A 14782-nucleotide genomic window follows, 5' to 3' on the forward strand; every position below is an offset into this window, starting at 1 on the left:
CCGCAGCAAGCCTTTGAAGATGGGCATCAGGCGTTCTGGCGATGAAGCTTTTCCAGTTTCTTCTTGATGCGGTCGCGTTTGAGCGTGGACAGGTAATCGACGAACAATTTGCCGTTGAGGTGGTCGCATTCGTGCTGGATGCACACGGCGAGCAAATCTTCGGCGATCAGTTCGTAAGGCTGGCCGTCGCGGTCCAGTGCCTTTACCTTGACCCGTTGCGGGCGATCGACGTTTTCGTAGAAGCCGGGCACCGACAGGCAGCCTTCCTGATACTGGCCCATCTCGTCGGTCAGGGGCTCGAACTCGGGGTTGATGAACACTCGCGGTTCGCTGCGGTCTTCGGAAAGGTCCATCACGACGATACGTTTGTGCACGTTGACCTGGGTAGCGGCGAGGCCGATGCCAGGCGCTTCATACATTGTTTCAAACATGTCATCGACCAGCTGACGCACTTCGTCGTCCACTACGGCCACTGGTTTGGCGATAGTGCGCAGACGCGGATCAGGGAATTCGAGGATGTTTAAAATGGCCATAAGCTTGATTTGTGCACGTGTGAAGTAAGGTCGGGTCGATGGCCTGGCGGTCCGAAGATGCAGGCTACCGTTGTAAAACGTAGCTCCCTTTTGTTGACAAGCAAGTCTTGATAAGCAAGCAGGGAGCGAGCCTCTGACGGCTCTGGCGTTTCACGCGAACGTACATAATAAAGGGATTCACCGCATGAGGAAATCACTACTCGCCCTGCTGCTCCTGGCCTCGGCCGGTCTGGCGTACGGGCAAGTGCAACTTCGGGAAGATATTCCCACCATAAAGCTGTCGCCTCAGGTGCGCAGCAGCCCGGTAACCGAGGCCGTACCCGGCATTGCGCTGAAGTCGATCAACAGCTTTCTGCTGAGCAACCGCATCGTCGACAAGGCCGAGGATTTCGACAAGGCACCCTACGTCGTCGCCGGCGATGCCGAACGCGTGCTCAGCGGCGCGGGTGACCGTATCTTTGCCCGTGGCCATTTCGATCCGGCGCAATCGGCGTACGGCATTTTCCGCCAAGGCAAGGTCTACACCGATCCGCAGAGCAAGGAGATTCTTGGGATCAACGCCGACGACATCGGCGGCGGCGATGTCGTGGCCATTGAAGGTGACGTCGCCACCCTGGAGTTGCAACGCACGACCCAGGAAGTCCGCCTCGGCGATCGCTTGTTCAGCGGGGAGGAGCACGCGATCAATTCGACCTTCACGCCCAGCGCACCGAGCCACGAAATCAACGGATTGATCATCGATGTGCCGCGTGGGGTCACGCAGATTGGCGAGTTGGACGTGGTTACGCTGAACAAGGGACAGCGCGACGGCCTGGCCGAAGGCAATCTGCTGGCGGTGATGAAGACCGGCGAAACCGTGCGGGACCGGATCACCGGTCAGCCGTTGAAAATTCCCGATGAGCGCGCCGGTTTGCTCATGGTTTTCCGTACCTACGACAAGCTCAGCTATGGGCTGGTGCTCAGCGCTTCGCGCTCGCTGTCGGTGATGGACAAGGTGCGAAATCCGTAAGAGTGCTTCACAAGTTACCAACAGAGTTATCCACAACTTATTCCCGTTTGTACGGGTGCTTATTACGATCAAGGATGATCCATGTCGCTGCCTACTGTTACACCGGTTTCTCCCGCGGAACTGGACGCTCGATTACGTCTGCACCGTTTGCCGGAACTCGGTCCGGCACGTTTCAAGAAGCTGCTTGAAGCCTTTGGCTCGGCGTCCAAAGCGATCAGCGCACCGGCCAGTGCCTGGCGCGCGCTGGGTTTGCCACTGGCCTGTTCCGAGGCCAGGCGTAGCACCGAGATCCGTGACGGCGCCAGTCATGCATTGGCCTGGCTGGAGCATCCGGCCCAGCATTTACTGATGTGGGACCAACCGGACTACCCGGCACTGCTGGCACAAATCAGCGATTCACCGCCGCTGTTATTTGTCGCGGGCGATCCGGGCATTCTGGAAAAACCACAACTGGCGATGGTTGGCAGCCGTCGCGCGTCCCGGCCAGGAATGGACACCGCTGCCGCGTTTTCCCGCAGCCTGGCCGGTGCCGGTTTTGTCATTACCAGCGGCCTGGCCCTGGGCATTGACGCCGCCGCGCACCAGGCCGCGCTCGACGTCGGCGGGCAAACGGTCGGTGTGCTCGGTACGGGGCTCGAGAAGTTTTATCCACAGCGAAATAGACGCCTGGCGGACGCCATGATCGCGTCGGGCAGCGCAGTGCTTTCGGAGTTTCCGCTGGATGCAGGTCCCAGCGCCGGCAACTTCCCCCGGCGCAACCGGATCATCAGTGGTTTGTCTCTCGGAGTGCTGGTGGTCGAAGCCAGTGTCGCCAGTGGTTCACTGATCACCGCGAGGCTGGCGGCGGAACAGGGGCGCGAGGTGTTTGCGATGCCCGGGTCGATCCATCACCCCGGCGCCCGCGGCTGTCATCAGTTGATCCGGGACGGTGCGGTGCTGGTGGAAACCATCGAACATATCCTCGAGGCCTTGCGCGGCTGGCAACGACTGTCGTTATCCACAGAAACCTTCGCCCCTGCAACGACTCACCCGCTGCTGAAATTGCTGCATGCAGCCCCTCACACCAGTGAAGCGCTGGCCGATGCAAGCGGCTGGGCCTTGCCGAAAGTGCTGGCGGCGTTGACGGAACTGGAAATGGATGGCCGCGCCGTGTGCGAAAGCGGGCGCTGGTTTGCGCGGGTGAGCTAGGTTTTATAAACAAGATCGGTAAACTGCGCAGAGCCTTAGTCTGGAGTGTTTTTCATGGTCAACAGTTGGCGTGTGCAACAAGCCGCGCAAGCAATTCGCGCCGGGGCGGTGATTGCCTACCCAACCGAAGCAGTCTGGGGCCTGGGTTGCGACCCGTGGGACGAGGAAGCGGTGGAGCGTCTGCTGCTGATCAAGGGCCGGTCTGTGGACAAGGGGCTGATTCTGGTCGCCGACAACATCCGTCAGTTCGATTTCCTCTTCGAAGACTTCCCCGAGTTGTGGATGGACCGCATGGCCAGTACCTGGCCGGGGCCGAACACCTGGCTGGTGCCGCACCAGAACCTGCTGCCGCAGTGGATTACCGGCGTGCATGAAACCGTGGCGCTACGGGTCAGCGATCACCCACTAGTGCGGGACTTGTGCGCGCTGGTCGGGCCGTTGGTGTCGACGTCGGCCAACCCGCAGGGGCGCCCGGCGGCACGTACGCGGATTCGCGTCGAGCAGTACTTCCGTGGTCAGGTGGATCTGGTGCTGGGTGGCAATCTGGGCGGGCGCAAGAACCCGAGCGTGATTCGCGATCTGGCCACCGCCAGGGTTGTGCGCCCGGACTGATACCGAGGCGACCCCAATCGCGGGCAAGCCCGCTCCCACAGTGTCTTCTGGTGTTCACAAAATTTGTGGTCACCGCTGATCCTTGTGGGAGCGGGCTTGCCCGCGATGAGGGCCAGGCAGGCGCTGAAAATGTTAAGGCAGCAGAACAACCGAGCCCGTCGTACGCCGCGCCGACAACTCGGTCTGCGCCTTCGCCGCGTCAGCCAGTGGATAGCGCTGACTGATGTCCACGGTCAGCTTGCCGCCGATGATCATCTCGAACAACTCGTCGGCCATGCGTTGCAGGTTCTCGGCGTTGTTCGCATAAGTACCCAGGGTTGGCCGGGTCACGTACAGCGAGCCTTTCCCTGCCAGGATCCCCAGGTTCACGCCATCGACCGCGCCGGACGCATTGCCGAAACTCACCACCAGCCCACGCGGCGCGACGCTGTCGAGTGAAGTCAACCAGGTGTCCTTGCCAACGCCGTCGTACACCACCGGGACTTTTTTGCCGTCGGTCAATTCCAGCACGCGTTGCGCGACATTTTCATGGCTGTAGTCGATGGTCGCCCAGGCGCCGTTGGCCTTGGCCAGCGCGGCTTTCTCCGCCGAGCTGACAGTGCCGATCAACTTGACGCCCAAGGCCCTGGCCCATTGGCAGGCCAGGGAACCGACCCCACCGGCCGCGGCATGGAACAGGATGGTTTCGCCACCCTTGAGTTCATAAGTCTGACGCAGCAGGTACTGCACGGTCAGGCCCTTGAGCATCACGCCGGCGGCCTGTTCGAAGCTGATGGCGTCCGGCAGTTTCACCAGGTTGGCCTCGGGCAAGACGTGAACATCGCTGTAGGCGCCCAGAGGGCCGCTGCCATAGGCCACGCGATCGCCGATCTTGAAGCGGCTCACGTCGCTGCCCACCGACTCGACCACGCCTGCACCTTCTGAGCCGACACCCGACGGCAGGGACGGTGGCGGGTACAGACCGCTGCGGTAATAGGTGTCGATGAAGTTCAGGCCGATGGCCTTGTTGACCACACGCACTTCCTTCGGACCTGGCTCGGCGGGCTGGTAATCCACATATTCAAGCACTTCGGGGCCGCCATGGGCGCGGAACTGGATACGCTTTACCATCAGAACTCTCCATAGGTCGTTTTACCAAGCTCCCTATCGGACTCCTAAGCTTGATCTTCGTCAACTGCGAAGGGGCGACTTGCGATGGTATGCTACGGGCCCATTTGCGCAGGCTGAGCTCCAATGGAGCGCCGCGTAGTTTTGCCCGATTCAAGGTGAAGACATGACGACCCGCACCGAGGCCGTAAAAGCCTACCTGCTCGACCTGCAAGAGCGCATTTGCGCTGCCCTGGAAGCCGAAGACGGCGGCACGCAATTCGTCGAAGACGCCTGGACCAGGCCGGCGGGCGGTGGCGGTCGCACCCGCGTGATAGAAAACGGCGCGGTGATTGAAAAGGGTGGCGTCAACTTTTCTCATGTCTTCGGCAGCGGTCTCCCACCGTCTGCCAGCGCTCATCGACCGGAACTGGCCGGCCGTGGCTTCGAAGCCCTCGGCGTGTCGCTGGTGATTCACCCGCACAACCCGCACGTGCCGACTTCCCACGCCAACGTGCGCTTTTTCATCGCGGAAAAAGAAGGTGAAGAACCGGTCTGGTGGTTTGGTGGCGGCTTCGACCTGACCCCGTATTACGGCAACGAAGAAGACTGCATCCACTGGCACCGCGTCGCCGAGCAGGCCTGTGCGCCGTTCGGCCCGGACGTCTACCCGCGTTACAAGGCCTGGTGCGACAGCTACTTCCACATCAAGCATCGTCACGAGCCACGTGGCATCGGTGGCCTGTTTTTCGACGACCTGAACGAGTGGGACTTCGACACCAGCTTCGCCTTCATGCGCGCCATCGGTGATGCGTACATCGATGCCTATCTGCCCATTGTGCAGCGCCGCAAGAACGATGCTTTCACCGCCCAGCAGCGCGAGTTCCAGGAGTTCCGCAGAGGCCGCTACGTTGAATTCAACCTGGTCTACGACCGCGGCACGCTGTTCGGCCTGCAATCGGGTGGGCGTACCGAGTCGATTCTGATGTCGCTGCCACCGCAAGTGCGCTGGGGCTACGACTGGAAGGCCGAGCCTGGCAGCGAAGAAGCCCGCCTGACCGAGTATTTCCTGCAAGACCGCGATTGGTTGGCCGAAGCCTGAACGAGGAAACCTGATGGACCGTTATGTCGTATTCGGTAACCCGATTGGCCACAGCAAGTCGCCGTTGATCCATCGCCTGTTCGCTGAGCAGACCGCGCAAAAGCTGGACTACAACACGCTGCTGGCGCCGCTCGACGACTTTTCCACCTGTGCCCGGACGTTTTTCCTCGAAGGGCGCGGCGCCAATGTGACGGTGCCATTCAAGGAAGAAGCCTATCGGCTGGCGAACAGCCTGACGGCGCGGGCGCAACGGGCCGGAGCGGTGAACACCCTGAGCAAACTGGCCGATGGCAGTCTGCTTGGCGACAACACCGACGGCGCCGGGTTGGTGCGCGACCTGACGGTCAATGCGGGATTCAGCCTCAAGGGCAAACGCATCCTGCTGCTCGGTGCCGGCGGCGCGGTACGTGGTGCTTTGGAGCCGTTGCTGGCCGAGCAGCCGGCATCGGTGATCATCGCCAACCGCACGGTGGAAAAGGCCGAGTTGCTGGCAGAGCTGTTCTGCGATCTTGGACCGGTCTCGGCCAGCGGCTACGACTGGTTGCGGGAGTCGGTGGACCTGATCATCAACGCGACGTCGGCGAGCCTGACCGGTGATGTGCCGCCGATTGCTGCCAGCCTGATCGAGCCTGGCAAAACGGTGTGCTACGACATGATGTACGGCAAGGAACCGACCTCGTTCTGTCGCTGGGCCAGCGAACACGGGGCGGCGGTGGCGATGGATGGCTTGGGCATGCTGGCCGAGCAAGCGGCGGAAGCGTTCTTCCTGTGGCGCGGTGTGCGTCCGGAAACGGCGCCAGTGTTGGCTGAGCTTCGCCGGCAGTTGGCCCTTTAAAGTCTTTAATCCTCAAACCGGATCGGGCACTTCTGCGCCCCTTCCAGCTTCCTCAGCTCTTCCACTACCTGTGGCCGGGCCCGGCGCAAGGTCAGGCTGCGGTCCTGGCGAAGCAGGCGCCGGGCTTCCTGATGCAGCATTTCCACCCCTGAATAGTCGATGAAGTTGATCTGCTGCGCCTCGATCACCACGCGCGCGCCGTGCATGCGTTGCAGGCGCACTTGCAGGTAATGGCTGGCGCCGAAAAAGATCGAGCCGCCCACCCGCAGAATGTCCTCCTCGCCATCTCGCACATGCTGCACCCGTGGTTGCGATGTGCGCTTGAGGTAGAAAAAAAGCGAGGCCAACACGCCGGCGTAGATCGCGGTTTGCAATTCCAGCAGCAGCGTGGCGACGCAGGTCAGCGCCATGACCACGAACTCAGCACGGCTGACCCGCAACAACGCGCGAATGCCGCGATGGTCCACCAGTCCCCAGGCGATCAACAGAATGCTGCCGGCCATGGCCGGAATCGGGATGTGCGCGATCAGGCTCGCGCCGAAGATCGCAAACAGCGCCACCCACAATGCCGAAAAAATCCCGGCCAGTGGCGAACAGGCACCCGCTTCATAGCTCAAGCCTGAGCGAGTGAAAGAGCCGGCTGACAGTGATCCGGAAAAGAACGCACCGACGATGTTCGACAGGCCTTGGGCACGAACTTCCTGGTTGGCGTCGAGTAATTGCTGCGAACGTGCCGATATCGAGCGGGCAATCGACAGACTGGTAACCAGCCCGAGCATACCGACCGCCACCGCGCTGGGCAGCAGGTGCAGGATCAGATCGAGATCCAGCGGCAACGGACTGAAAGGCGGCAGCTTGCCGGTAAAGGCGCTGACCAGTTGCACATGGCCGAACATTGATGGCCAGAGCCAAACCAGCAAGCCGCCGAGAATCAGGGTGATCAAGAGCGTCGGCCAGCGTGGCAGCAGCAGCTTGAGGATCACGCCCACCACCACCGTCGCCAGCCCCAGCGCCAACGAAGGTTTGTCCATATCGCCAAGATTGCGCAACAAGGTGATGAAACTGTCCAGTGCGGTGGCTTGGCTGGGCAAGTCCAGCCCCAGCAGATTAGGCAATTGACCGATGGCAATCACCACGGCAGCACCCAGGGTGAAGCCGAGTACCACCGAGTGAGAGACGAAATTCACCAGTGCGCCAAACCGCAGCAAACCCAGTAGCCATTGAAAGAGGCCGGCAAGAAACGTCAGCAACAGGATCAACATGACGTAGTCCTGCGAGGCTGGAACGGCCAAGGGACTGACGCTGGCGTACAGGACAATCGAGATGGCCGCCGTAGGGCCGCAGATCAAATGCCACGACGACCCCCACAGACAGGCGATCAGCACCGGGATGATTGCCGCGTACAGGCCGTATTCCGGCGGCAGGCCGGCAATCAGTGCGTAGGCGATGGATTGCGGCAGCGCGAGAATCGCGCCGCTGAGGCCAACGATCAGGTCGCGACCGACACTGGCGCGGGTTTGCCGGGGCAACCAGGTGAGGAAAGGGAAGAGTGAATGGCGGCTTGGCAGGGCCATGGGGCCTCTCGGGTGGAGTTTTACGGAAGAGTATCAGGCCCAGGCAATCATTGTGGCGAGGGAGCTTGCTCCCGCTGGACCGCGTAGCGGTCCCAAAAGGGCAATCACGATGTGTCTGACTCATCGAGGTAACCGGATTGCGTCTGCTGCGCAGCCGAGCGGGAGCAAGCTCCCTCGCCACAGGTAATCATCAGAGTTTGGCTTTGACCGCCGGCAAAGCGTCCTTGCCATCCACGGTCTTCACCCCATCGAGCCACTTGTCCAGCACTGCCGGGTTGGCCTTGATCCACGCCTTGGCCGCGTCGGCATTGCTGACTTTCTTGTTCACCACCTCGGCCATGATGCTGTTCTCCATGTCCTGGGTGAAACTCAGGTTGGTCAGCAATTTGCCGACGTTCGGGCAGGCCTGTGCATAACCTTTGCGGGTCAGGGTATGCACGCTGCCGGTGTCGCCGAAGTACTTCTCGCCGCCCTTCAGATAGTGCATTTTCAGCTGCACGTTCATCGGGTGCGGGGTCCAGCCGAGGAAGGTCACGAATTTCTGCTTTTTCACCGCGCGGGACACTTCCGCCAGCATTGCCTGCTCGCTGGACTCGACCAGTTTCCACTGGCCCATGTCGAAATCGTTTTTCTTGATGATCTCTTGCAGCGAGATGTTCGCCGGTGCGCCGGAGCCGATGCCGTAGATCTTGCGGTCGAACTTGTCGGCGTATTTGTTCAGGTCGGCAAAGGTATGCACACCCGCCTCCCACACGTAGTCCGGAACGGCGAGGGTGAATTCGGTGCCGTCGAGGTTCTTCGCCAGTTGCGTGACATCGCCGTTGGCGACGAACTTGTCATAGAAGCCCTGCTGCGCCGGCATCCAGTTACCCAGGAACACATCGACCTGGCCATCCTTGAGCCCGCCAAAGGTGATCGGCACGGCGAGGGTGTCGACCTTGGCCTTGTAGCCCATGCCGTCCAGCAGAAACCCGGTGATGGCATTGGTCGCGGCGATATCGCTCCAGCCCGGGTCGGCCATTTTCACGGTCTCGCAACTCTTATCGGCAAACGCCGATGCACTGCCCAGCGCCAGGAGCCCGACCGTCAGTACTGTGGATAACCTTTGCATGGACTTCCCCTTAACATTATTGGTTTTGGCAGGGTTGTGGATAACGTGCTTTACGCTCCAGATCGTCGAGGTCGATGTGGTTGCGCATGTACTGCTGACTGGCGTCCACCAGCGGCTGGTGATCCCAGCTCTTCAGCTTGCCGAGGGTCAGCGCCTCGGCCACGAAGCGTCGGCGCCGCTGGCTGGCGAGCACCTGCTGGTGAATCGCCGGAATGTTCCATTTGGCTCGCGCTTCGGCGAGAAAATCGTCGAACAGCTGGCGATGTTGCGGCGAATGGCTGAGTTCTTCCAGTTCGTGAGGGTCATTCTGTACGTCGAAGAGTAGGCAAGGGTCGTCTTCGCTGTAGATGAATTTATAGGCACCGCGGCGGATCATCATCAACGGGCTGATGGTGCCTTCGGCCATGTATTCACCAAACACTTCATCGTGGCCACCCTGCCCTTGCAGGTGCGGGACCAGCGAGCGGCCGTCCAACGGCAAGCCCGGCTCCAGCGAGCCGCCGGCCAATTCAACAAACGTTGGCAACAGGTCCGCCATGGAAACACTGGCGCTGACCCTGCCGGCACCGAATTGCCCCGGTGCGCTGATCAGCAGCGGCACCCGTGCGGCCATTTCGTACCAGTGCATTTTGTACCAGAGCCCGCGTTCGCCGAGCATGTCGCCGTGGTCACCGGAAAACACGATGATGGTGTCATCGATCAGCCCGGTATCTTCGAGGGTTTGCAGGAGTTTGCCGACGTTGCTGTCGATATAGCTGCACGCGCCGAAATAGGCACGGCGGGCATCGCGGATCTTATCCACAGGCAGTGGCTTGTCCCACAGGTCGTAGACCTTGAGCAGACGTTGCGAGTGCGGATCGAGTTCATGCGGGTCCGGGGTTGTAGGCAGCGGGATGTCGGCATCGTCGTACAAATCCCAGAAAGCCTTGGGAATGGTGTACGGGTCGTGTGGGTGAGTCATGGAAACGGTCAGGCAGAACGGCTGATCGCCATCCTCGCGGATATGGTCGAACAGGTACTGCTGGGCCTTGAACACCACCTCTTCGTCGAAATCCAGTTGATTGGTGCGCACGCACGGGCCGGCTTGCAGCACTGACGACATGTTGTGATACCAGGTCGGGCGCACGTCCGGCTCATCCCAGTTCACCGCCCAGCCGTAGTCGGCCGGGTAGATGTCACTGGTCAGGCGTTCTTCGTAACCATGCAACTGGTCCGGGCCGCAGAAATGCATCTTGCCCGACAGCGCAGTGCGGTAGCCGAGGCGGCGCAGGTAATGGGCGTAGGTCGGTACGTCGGCGGGGAAATCGGCGGCGTTGTCGTAGGCGCCGATCTTGCTCGGTAACTGGCCGCTGACCAGGGTGAAACGCGATGGCGCGCACAAGGGGCTGTTGCAATAAGCCGAATCGAACACCACGCCTTGTGCGGCGAGGCGGCTCAGATGAGGCAGTTTGATGGGCGATGGGCCGTAGAACGGCAACATTGGCGCGGCCATTTGATCGGCCATGATGAAAAGAATGTTCTTGCGCTTCATGTGATCGCGGCATTCCATAGTGGATGTTTATGCGAGAGTGCTGGCTTCGAGAATGAAACCCTCACACCTTGCGGTAAAGCCCACGCACGGCAATGACTAGGATAAGCACAGCTTATGTATGACGCCCTTGGTGACCTGTCACTGGATCTGCTTCGCGCCTTCGAAGCGGCGGCCCGTCAGCGCAGCTTCACCGCGGCGGCGGTTGAGCTGGGCACCACGCAACCGGCCATCAGCCAACAGATCAAGCGCCTGGAAGAACAGCTGGCGACACGCCTGTTCGACCGCATTTATCGCGGTATCGAGTTGACCGAGGCCGGGCAGATCCTTTTTGAGCAGGTTCAGCTCGGTTTGCAGAATATCGACGCAGGATTGAGCGCGATCAGCGCACAGCAACAGCATGAAGTGCTACAGGTGGCCACGGATTTTGCCTTTGCCGCCTATTGGCTGATGCCGCGCCTGCACCGCTTTCACGCGGCCAATCCGCAGGTGGATGTCAGCCTGGTCACCAGTGAACGCAGCCATAACATGCTACGTACCGATATCGATGTGGCGGTACTGTTCGGCGACGGCCGCTTCAAGCAGGGTGAGAGCCACTGGCTGTTCAGTGAGGAAGTGTTTCCGGTGTGTAGCCCGCAGTTGTTGAGCGAGCGTCCCCTGCCCTTGCCGGCCCAGGCATTGCTGGAGTTTCCGTTGCTGCACCTGCGTGGGGAACACAGCAGTAATTGGTTCGACTGGAGTGGTGTGTTCCGCGAACTGGGTATCACCTCGCCCCCGGCGCCCGGGCAATTGCGCTTCGACAACTACACCTTGCTGATTCAAGCGGCGATTGGTGGCCAGGGCGTTGCCATCGGCTGGCGCCACCTTGTGGATAACTTGCTGGCGCAAGGATTGTTGTGTCGACCGATCGGCGAAACGGTGATGTCGAGGCTGGGTTACTACGTGGTCCTGCCCCAGCGCAAACGACGCGGAGCATTGATCCAGCAGTTTGTGGACTGGTTGATGGCTGAACAGGCGAGCAGTGCGCAATCACTCAACGGCCTGACACTGCCGTCCATTGCGGTTTAGCTGTCGGTCGCGATGAAGTTGACGTGCTCTCGGATGTGCAGGTTCAAGTGCAATTCATCGGCAATGCCCACGGCGGTGCGGGCCAGCCGTCCGAGTGGTTCGGTCAGCCCCGGCTCTAGGTTGCCACCGATTTGGGCAAAATGTTCGATGGTCAGCCCCGGTACCCCGCGCGGTTCATTAACCAGCGTCCACTTCAAAGGACTGCTTTGCAGTGCCTCGCGGATTTCCTCGGCGGCGTGACGTTGCAAGCTGTCCTCGGTTTCCGGATCGTCCAGCACGTCGAAATCACCCACCAGAAACAATCGGGCGATGTTTGCTGCCTGCATGCCATCGATCAGTGCATCCACTGCCAGCACCTGCTCGACCGGGCCCGGTACGATGGTTTTTTCAACGTGTTCGCTGTTGAACGGTAAGCCTGGAGCGTCCAGCAAGCAGATGACCACGGAGCTGCCGGCCACACTCTGCTTGACCCGTTGCGCGTCGAACAGGTCGCCAGTCTTGGTGCGCAGCCCCGGACGGGGTGCCAGCGCATTGAGGTCATCGAGAATCGCGATCACTTCATGCTGGCGTCGCAGCATTTCAGCCATCAGCGCACTGCCCAGGCTACTCATGGCACCATAAAGCACCACCTTCACGACGGGGGTTTCGGCATTTTTCATGGCTGGGCTTCCTGTTTTCCAGCGCCTATATGATGTTTGACCCGCAGGAACCAGCGAGGGTTCGAACAGTTTTCAGAGGGGTTCAGATGCAGCAGATCACGGGTTACCACGCCCACGTTTATTTCGATGCCAGTACGATCGGGCAGGCGCGGGCTTTGTGTGAACAGGCGGCGCAATTGTTTCCACTGAAAATGGGCCGCGTGCATGAGCGCCCGGTCGGTCCGCACCCGGACTGGAGCTGTCAGTTGGCGTTCGAGCCGAAGGTGCTGGGCGACGTGCTGCCGTGGCTGGCGCTCAACCGCAAGGGTCTGGTGGTGTTTCTGCACCCGGACACCGGAAACGATTTGCTTGATCACACCGAGCACGCGATCTGGATGGGCGCTATTCGGCCGCTGGACCTGACTGTTTTTTGATCAGAGTGTTTCTTCAGCCTCACCGGGCAAGTGTTCGTCCAGATGCAGCCACGGCAAGCGGCTGTCGGTCCAGATGTGCCGCTCGGCCGGTGCTTGTTCAGGATGGTCGAGGGTGGCGATGGTCAGGTCGATGCTGTCCGGGCTCAGGTGCGTTACCACCGCCAGTTGCGCCCCGCAGTGGCCGCAGAAATATCGCGCGCAGGTGGATGAAGAATCGTACCGAGACGGCGTCCCGGCCAGCCATTGAAAGGCCGATGCCGGCACGGTGATCCAGGTGGTCACGATGCCGCCGCTGACCCGTCGGCAAATCGAACAATGACAGTGGACGATATCGTGCAGTGGCCCGCTGAATTGATAGCGCAGTTGCCCGCAGTGGCAGCCGCCGGTGTGAAGTTCGCCCATGTTTTGACCTCCTGCCCTGTGTTCAGGGACTTGAAACCAATCCGACGATCGGTTGCACATCCGGTCCTTGCTTTCGTTGGCGAAAGCTGGCTGAAAGCTTCCCCGATTAGGATCGCCCCCACTACCGGCAACAGACCGGTTGGCCAATGCCAGCGTTTTATCGCTCGCACAGCCCATTTAACAACAACAATGGTGATTCTGATGTCCTCTTCTACCCGCCGCTTCGCTGTAACTCCGCCCGTACGTCTCGTGCTTCCCGTTCTGCGCTGATCCCGCCCGATCCGCCCATTCCCTAGCCGCGCTACGCCTGGAGTATTCCCATGCTGACTTTCCTTGGCTTCGCCATGGTCATCACGTTCATGTTCCTGATCATGACCAAGCGCCTGTCCGCGCTGATCGCCCTGATCATCATTCCGATCATCTTTGCCCTGTTCGGCGGTTTTTCGCCGAAGATTGGCCCGATGATGCTTGAGGGCATCACCAAGCTTGCGCCGACCGGCGTGATGCTGATGTTCGCTATCTTGTACTTCGCCCTGATGATCGACTCCGGCCTGTTCGACCCGGCCGTGCGCAAGATCCTCAAACTGGTCAAGGGCGACCCGCTGAAGGTTTCGGTCGGCACCGCCGTTCTGGCGCTCGTTGTCTCCCTCGATGGTGACGGCGCGACCACTTACATGATCTGCGTGGCCGCCATGCTGCCGCTCTACAGCCGTATCGGCATGAGCCCGCGGATCATGGCCGGCCTGATCATCCTTGCCGGTGGCGTGATGAACATGACTCCGTGGGGCGGTCCGACCGCTCGCGCGGCCAGTGCGCTGCATGTGGACCCGTCCGACATCTTCGTACCGATGATTCCTGCGATGCTGGCCGGTGTGGTGGCGATCCTGGTCATTGCCTACTTCTACGGCAAGCGTGAACGTGCACGCCTGGGTGAACTGCACCTGGTCGGCGATGAAATCGACCACAGTGAAATCAGCGTTTCGCAGTTCCCGGATGCCCGTCGTCCGAAGCTGATCTGGTTCAACGGCGCCCTGACCCTGGCCCTGATGTGCACCCTGATCGCCGGCCTGCTGCCGTTGCCGGTACTGTTCATGGTGGCGTTCAGTATTGCCATGATTGTCAACTATCCTTGCCTGCAACAGCAGAAGGATCGCGTCGCGGCTCACGCCGGTAGCGTGCTGGCGGTGGTCGGGTTGATCTTTGCTGCCGGTATCTTCACCGGTATCCTGACCGGCACCGGGATGGTCGACGCCATGTCGAAAAGCCTGTTGGCGGTGATTCCGGATTTCCTCGGCCCGTACCTGGCGGTGATCACGGCGCTGGTAAGCATGCCGTTCACTTTCTTCATGTCGAACGATGCATTTTATTACGGCGTGTTACCGGTACTTGCCGAAGCCGCGAGCCATTACGGTATAACCGCAGTGGAAATGGCACGTGCCTCGATCGTCGGTCAGCCCGTCCACCTGTTGAGCCCGCTGGTTCCATCGACCTACCTGTTGGTGGCCCTGGCCGGTATCGACTTCGGTGACCACCAGCGCTTCACCCTGAAGTGGGCAGTGCTGGTTTGTATCTGCATACTGATTGCTGCACTGCTGTTGGGGACTTTCCCGGTGTTCAGTACTCTATAAGCCCAAGACTCACCACTTCGGGTCCAGGCTTCGC

The 14782-nt window shown here is 60.6% G+C and carries 15 protein-coding genes; 8 read left to right on the forward strand and 7 right to left on the reverse strand.

The genetic code is table 11. The features are described from left to right. Positions 1-26: 26 nt before the first annotated feature. A complete protein-coding gene (gene def, locus AC3IX1_RS00105; RefSeq protein ID WP_008045730.1) occupies positions 27-533 on the reverse strand; it encodes a peptide deformylase in 507 nt (168 codons plus the stop codon). A 184-nt stretch (positions 534-717) separates the two neighbouring features. Between def and AC3IX1_RS00110 the strand changes: the two genes are divergently transcribed. From AC3IX1_RS00110 to tsaC, 3 genes are all read left to right on the forward strand, one after another. After that, positions 718-1542, forward strand: coding sequence for a peptidoglycan-binding protein (locus AC3IX1_RS00110; RefSeq protein WP_489386655.1), 825 nt, complete (start codon positions 718-720; stop codon positions 1540-1542). A gap of 81 nt (positions 1543-1623) precedes the next feature. Continuing rightward, positions 1624-2730: a DNA-processing protein DprA gene (dprA, locus tag AC3IX1_RS00115; protein WP_489386656.1), complete on the forward strand. Its 1107-nt coding sequence runs from the start codon at positions 1624-1626 to the stop codon at positions 2728-2730. A gap of 54 nt (positions 2731-2784) precedes the next feature. Continuing rightward, positions 2785-3342, forward strand: a complete 558-nt coding sequence (tsaC, locus tag AC3IX1_RS00120; RefSeq protein WP_489386657.1) for an L-threonylcarbamoyladenylate synthase type 1 TsaC — start codon at positions 2785-2787, stop codon at positions 3340-3342. A 132-nt stretch (positions 3343-3474) separates the two neighbouring features. Here tsaC and AC3IX1_RS00125 read toward each other — a convergent pair whose 3' ends face one another. After that, positions 3475-4452 carry an NADPH:quinone reductase gene (locus AC3IX1_RS00125; RefSeq protein ID WP_489386658.1) on the reverse strand — a complete coding sequence of 326 codons (978 nt, stop codon included), beginning with the start codon at positions 4450-4452 and terminating at the stop codon, positions 3475-3477. Positions 4453-4615: 163 nt separating this feature from the next. Here AC3IX1_RS00125 and hemF point away from each other — a divergent pair, with 163 nt between their 5' ends. Together hemF and aroE are read left to right on the forward strand one after the other, a co-directional pair. Beyond that, a complete protein-coding gene (gene hemF / locus AC3IX1_RS00130; RefSeq protein ID WP_489386659.1) occupies positions 4616-5530 on the forward strand; it encodes an oxygen-dependent coproporphyrinogen oxidase in 915 nt (304 codons plus the stop codon). Positions 5531-5543: 13 nt separating this feature from the next. Next, on the forward strand, positions 5544-6365 hold the full coding sequence (gene aroE, locus AC3IX1_RS00135) for a shikimate dehydrogenase (protein ID WP_489386660.1): 822 nt from the start codon (positions 5544-5546) through the stop codon (positions 6363-6365). Positions 6366-6370: 5 nt separating this feature from the next. Here the strand turns inward: aroE and AC3IX1_RS00140 are convergent, their stop codons facing one another. From AC3IX1_RS00140 to betC, 3 genes are all read right to left on the reverse strand, one after another. Next, on the reverse strand, positions 6371-7939 hold the full coding sequence (locus AC3IX1_RS00140; RefSeq protein ID WP_489386661.1) for a SulP family inorganic anion transporter: 1569 nt from the start codon (positions 7937-7939) through the stop codon (positions 6371-6373). Positions 7940-8129: 190 nt separating this feature from the next. After that, positions 8130-9050: a choline ABC transporter substrate-binding protein gene (gene choX / locus AC3IX1_RS00145; protein ID WP_489386662.1), complete on the reverse strand. Its 921-nt coding sequence runs from the start codon at positions 9048-9050 to the stop codon at positions 8130-8132. Positions 9051-9066: 16 nt separating this feature from the next. After that, on the reverse strand, positions 9067-10581 hold the full coding sequence (betC, locus tag AC3IX1_RS00150; protein WP_489386663.1) for a choline-sulfatase: 1515 nt from the start codon (positions 10579-10581) through the stop codon (positions 9067-9069). Positions 10582-10695: 114 nt separating this feature from the next. Here betC and AC3IX1_RS00155 point away from each other — a divergent pair, with 114 nt between their 5' ends. Then, positions 10696-11646, forward strand: a complete 951-nt coding sequence (locus AC3IX1_RS00155) for a choline sulfate utilization transcriptional regulator (RefSeq protein WP_150728139.1) — start codon at positions 10696-10698, stop codon at positions 11644-11646. Here the strand turns inward: AC3IX1_RS00155 and AC3IX1_RS00160 are convergent. Next, complete coding sequence (locus AC3IX1_RS00160; RefSeq protein WP_489386664.1) at positions 11643-12305, reverse strand: NAD(P)-dependent oxidoreductase; 663 nt, start codon at positions 12303-12305, stop codon at positions 11643-11645. The genes AC3IX1_RS00155 and AC3IX1_RS00160 overlap by 4 nt on opposite strands. A gap of 86 nt (positions 12306-12391) precedes the next feature. Between AC3IX1_RS00160 and AC3IX1_RS00165 the strand changes: the two genes are divergently transcribed. Further along, the gene (locus tag AC3IX1_RS00165; protein ID WP_489386665.1) at positions 12392-12718 is read left to right on the forward strand and encodes a DOPA 4,5-dioxygenase family protein; all 327 of its coding nucleotides are present in this window, start codon (positions 12392-12394) and stop codon (positions 12716-12718) included. On the opposite strand, the gene AC3IX1_RS00170 is transcribed toward AC3IX1_RS00165, so the two are convergent. After that, positions 12719-13120, reverse strand: a complete 402-nt coding sequence (locus tag AC3IX1_RS00170; RefSeq protein ID WP_489386666.1) for a GFA family protein — start codon at positions 13118-13120, stop codon at positions 12719-12721. It abuts the gene before it with no gap. Between the two features lie 320 nt (positions 13121-13440). Between AC3IX1_RS00170 and AC3IX1_RS00175 the strand changes: the two genes are divergently transcribed. After that, positions 13441-14748, forward strand: coding sequence for a CitMHS family transporter (locus tag AC3IX1_RS00175; protein ID WP_008045759.1), 1308 nt, complete (start codon positions 13441-13443; stop codon positions 14746-14748). Positions 14749-14782 lie beyond the last annotated feature (34 nt).

Source organism: Pseudomonas sp. KH_046_2, assembly GCF_057838985.1.

Excerpts from the sequence above, each read along its gene's own strand:
- AC3IX1_RS00165 (WP_489386665.1), top strand. The coding sequence starts at position 12,392 with ATGCAGCAGATCACGGGTTACCACGCCCACGTTTATTTCGATGCCAGT.
- tsaC (WP_489386657.1), top strand. The coding sequence starts at position 2,785 with ATGGTCAACAGTTGGCGTGTGCAACAAGCCGCGCAAGCAATTCGCGCC.
- aroE (WP_489386660.1), top strand. The coding sequence starts at position 5,544 with ATGGACCGTTATGTCGTATTCGGTAACCCGATTGGCCACAGCAAGTCG.
- def (WP_008045730.1), bottom strand. The coding sequence starts at position 533 with ATGGCCATTTTAAACATCCTCGAATTCCCTGATCCGCGTCTGCGCACT.
- AC3IX1_RS00125 (WP_489386658.1), bottom strand. The coding sequence starts at position 4,452 with ATGGTAAAGCGTATCCAGTTCCGCGCCCATGGCGGCCCCGAAGTGCTT.
- AC3IX1_RS00160 (WP_489386664.1), bottom strand. The coding sequence starts at position 12,305 with ATGAAAAATGCCGAAACCCCCGTCGTGAAGGTGGTGCTTTATGGTGCC.
- AC3IX1_RS00140 (WP_489386661.1), bottom strand. The coding sequence starts at position 7,939 with ATGGCCCTGCCAAGCCGCCATTCACTCTTCCCTTTCCTCACCTGGTTG.
- choX (WP_489386662.1), bottom strand. The coding sequence starts at position 9,050 with ATGCAAAGGTTATCCACAGTACTGACGGTCGGGCTCCTGGCGCTGGGC.
- AC3IX1_RS00170 (WP_489386666.1), bottom strand. The coding sequence starts at position 13,120 with ATGGGCGAACTTCACACCGGCGGCTGCCACTGCGGGCAACTGCGCTAT.
- hemF (WP_489386659.1), top strand. The coding sequence starts at position 4,616 with ATGACGACCCGCACCGAGGCCGTAAAAGCCTACCTGCTCGACCTGCAA.
- betC (WP_489386663.1), bottom strand. The coding sequence starts at position 10,581 with ATGAAGCGCAAGAACATTCTTTTCATCATGGCCGATCAAATGGCCGCG.
- dprA (WP_489386656.1), top strand. The coding sequence starts at position 1,624 with ATGTCGCTGCCTACTGTTACACCGGTTTCTCCCGCGGAACTGGACGCT.
- AC3IX1_RS00175 (WP_008045759.1), top strand. The coding sequence starts at position 13,441 with ATGCTGACTTTCCTTGGCTTCGCCATGGTCATCACGTTCATGTTCCTG.
- AC3IX1_RS00155 (WP_150728139.1), top strand. The coding sequence starts at position 10,696 with ATGTATGACGCCCTTGGTGACCTGTCACTGGATCTGCTTCGCGCCTTC.
- AC3IX1_RS00110 (WP_489386655.1), top strand. The coding sequence starts at position 718 with ATGAGGAAATCACTACTCGCCCTGCTGCTCCTGGCCTCGGCCGGTCTG.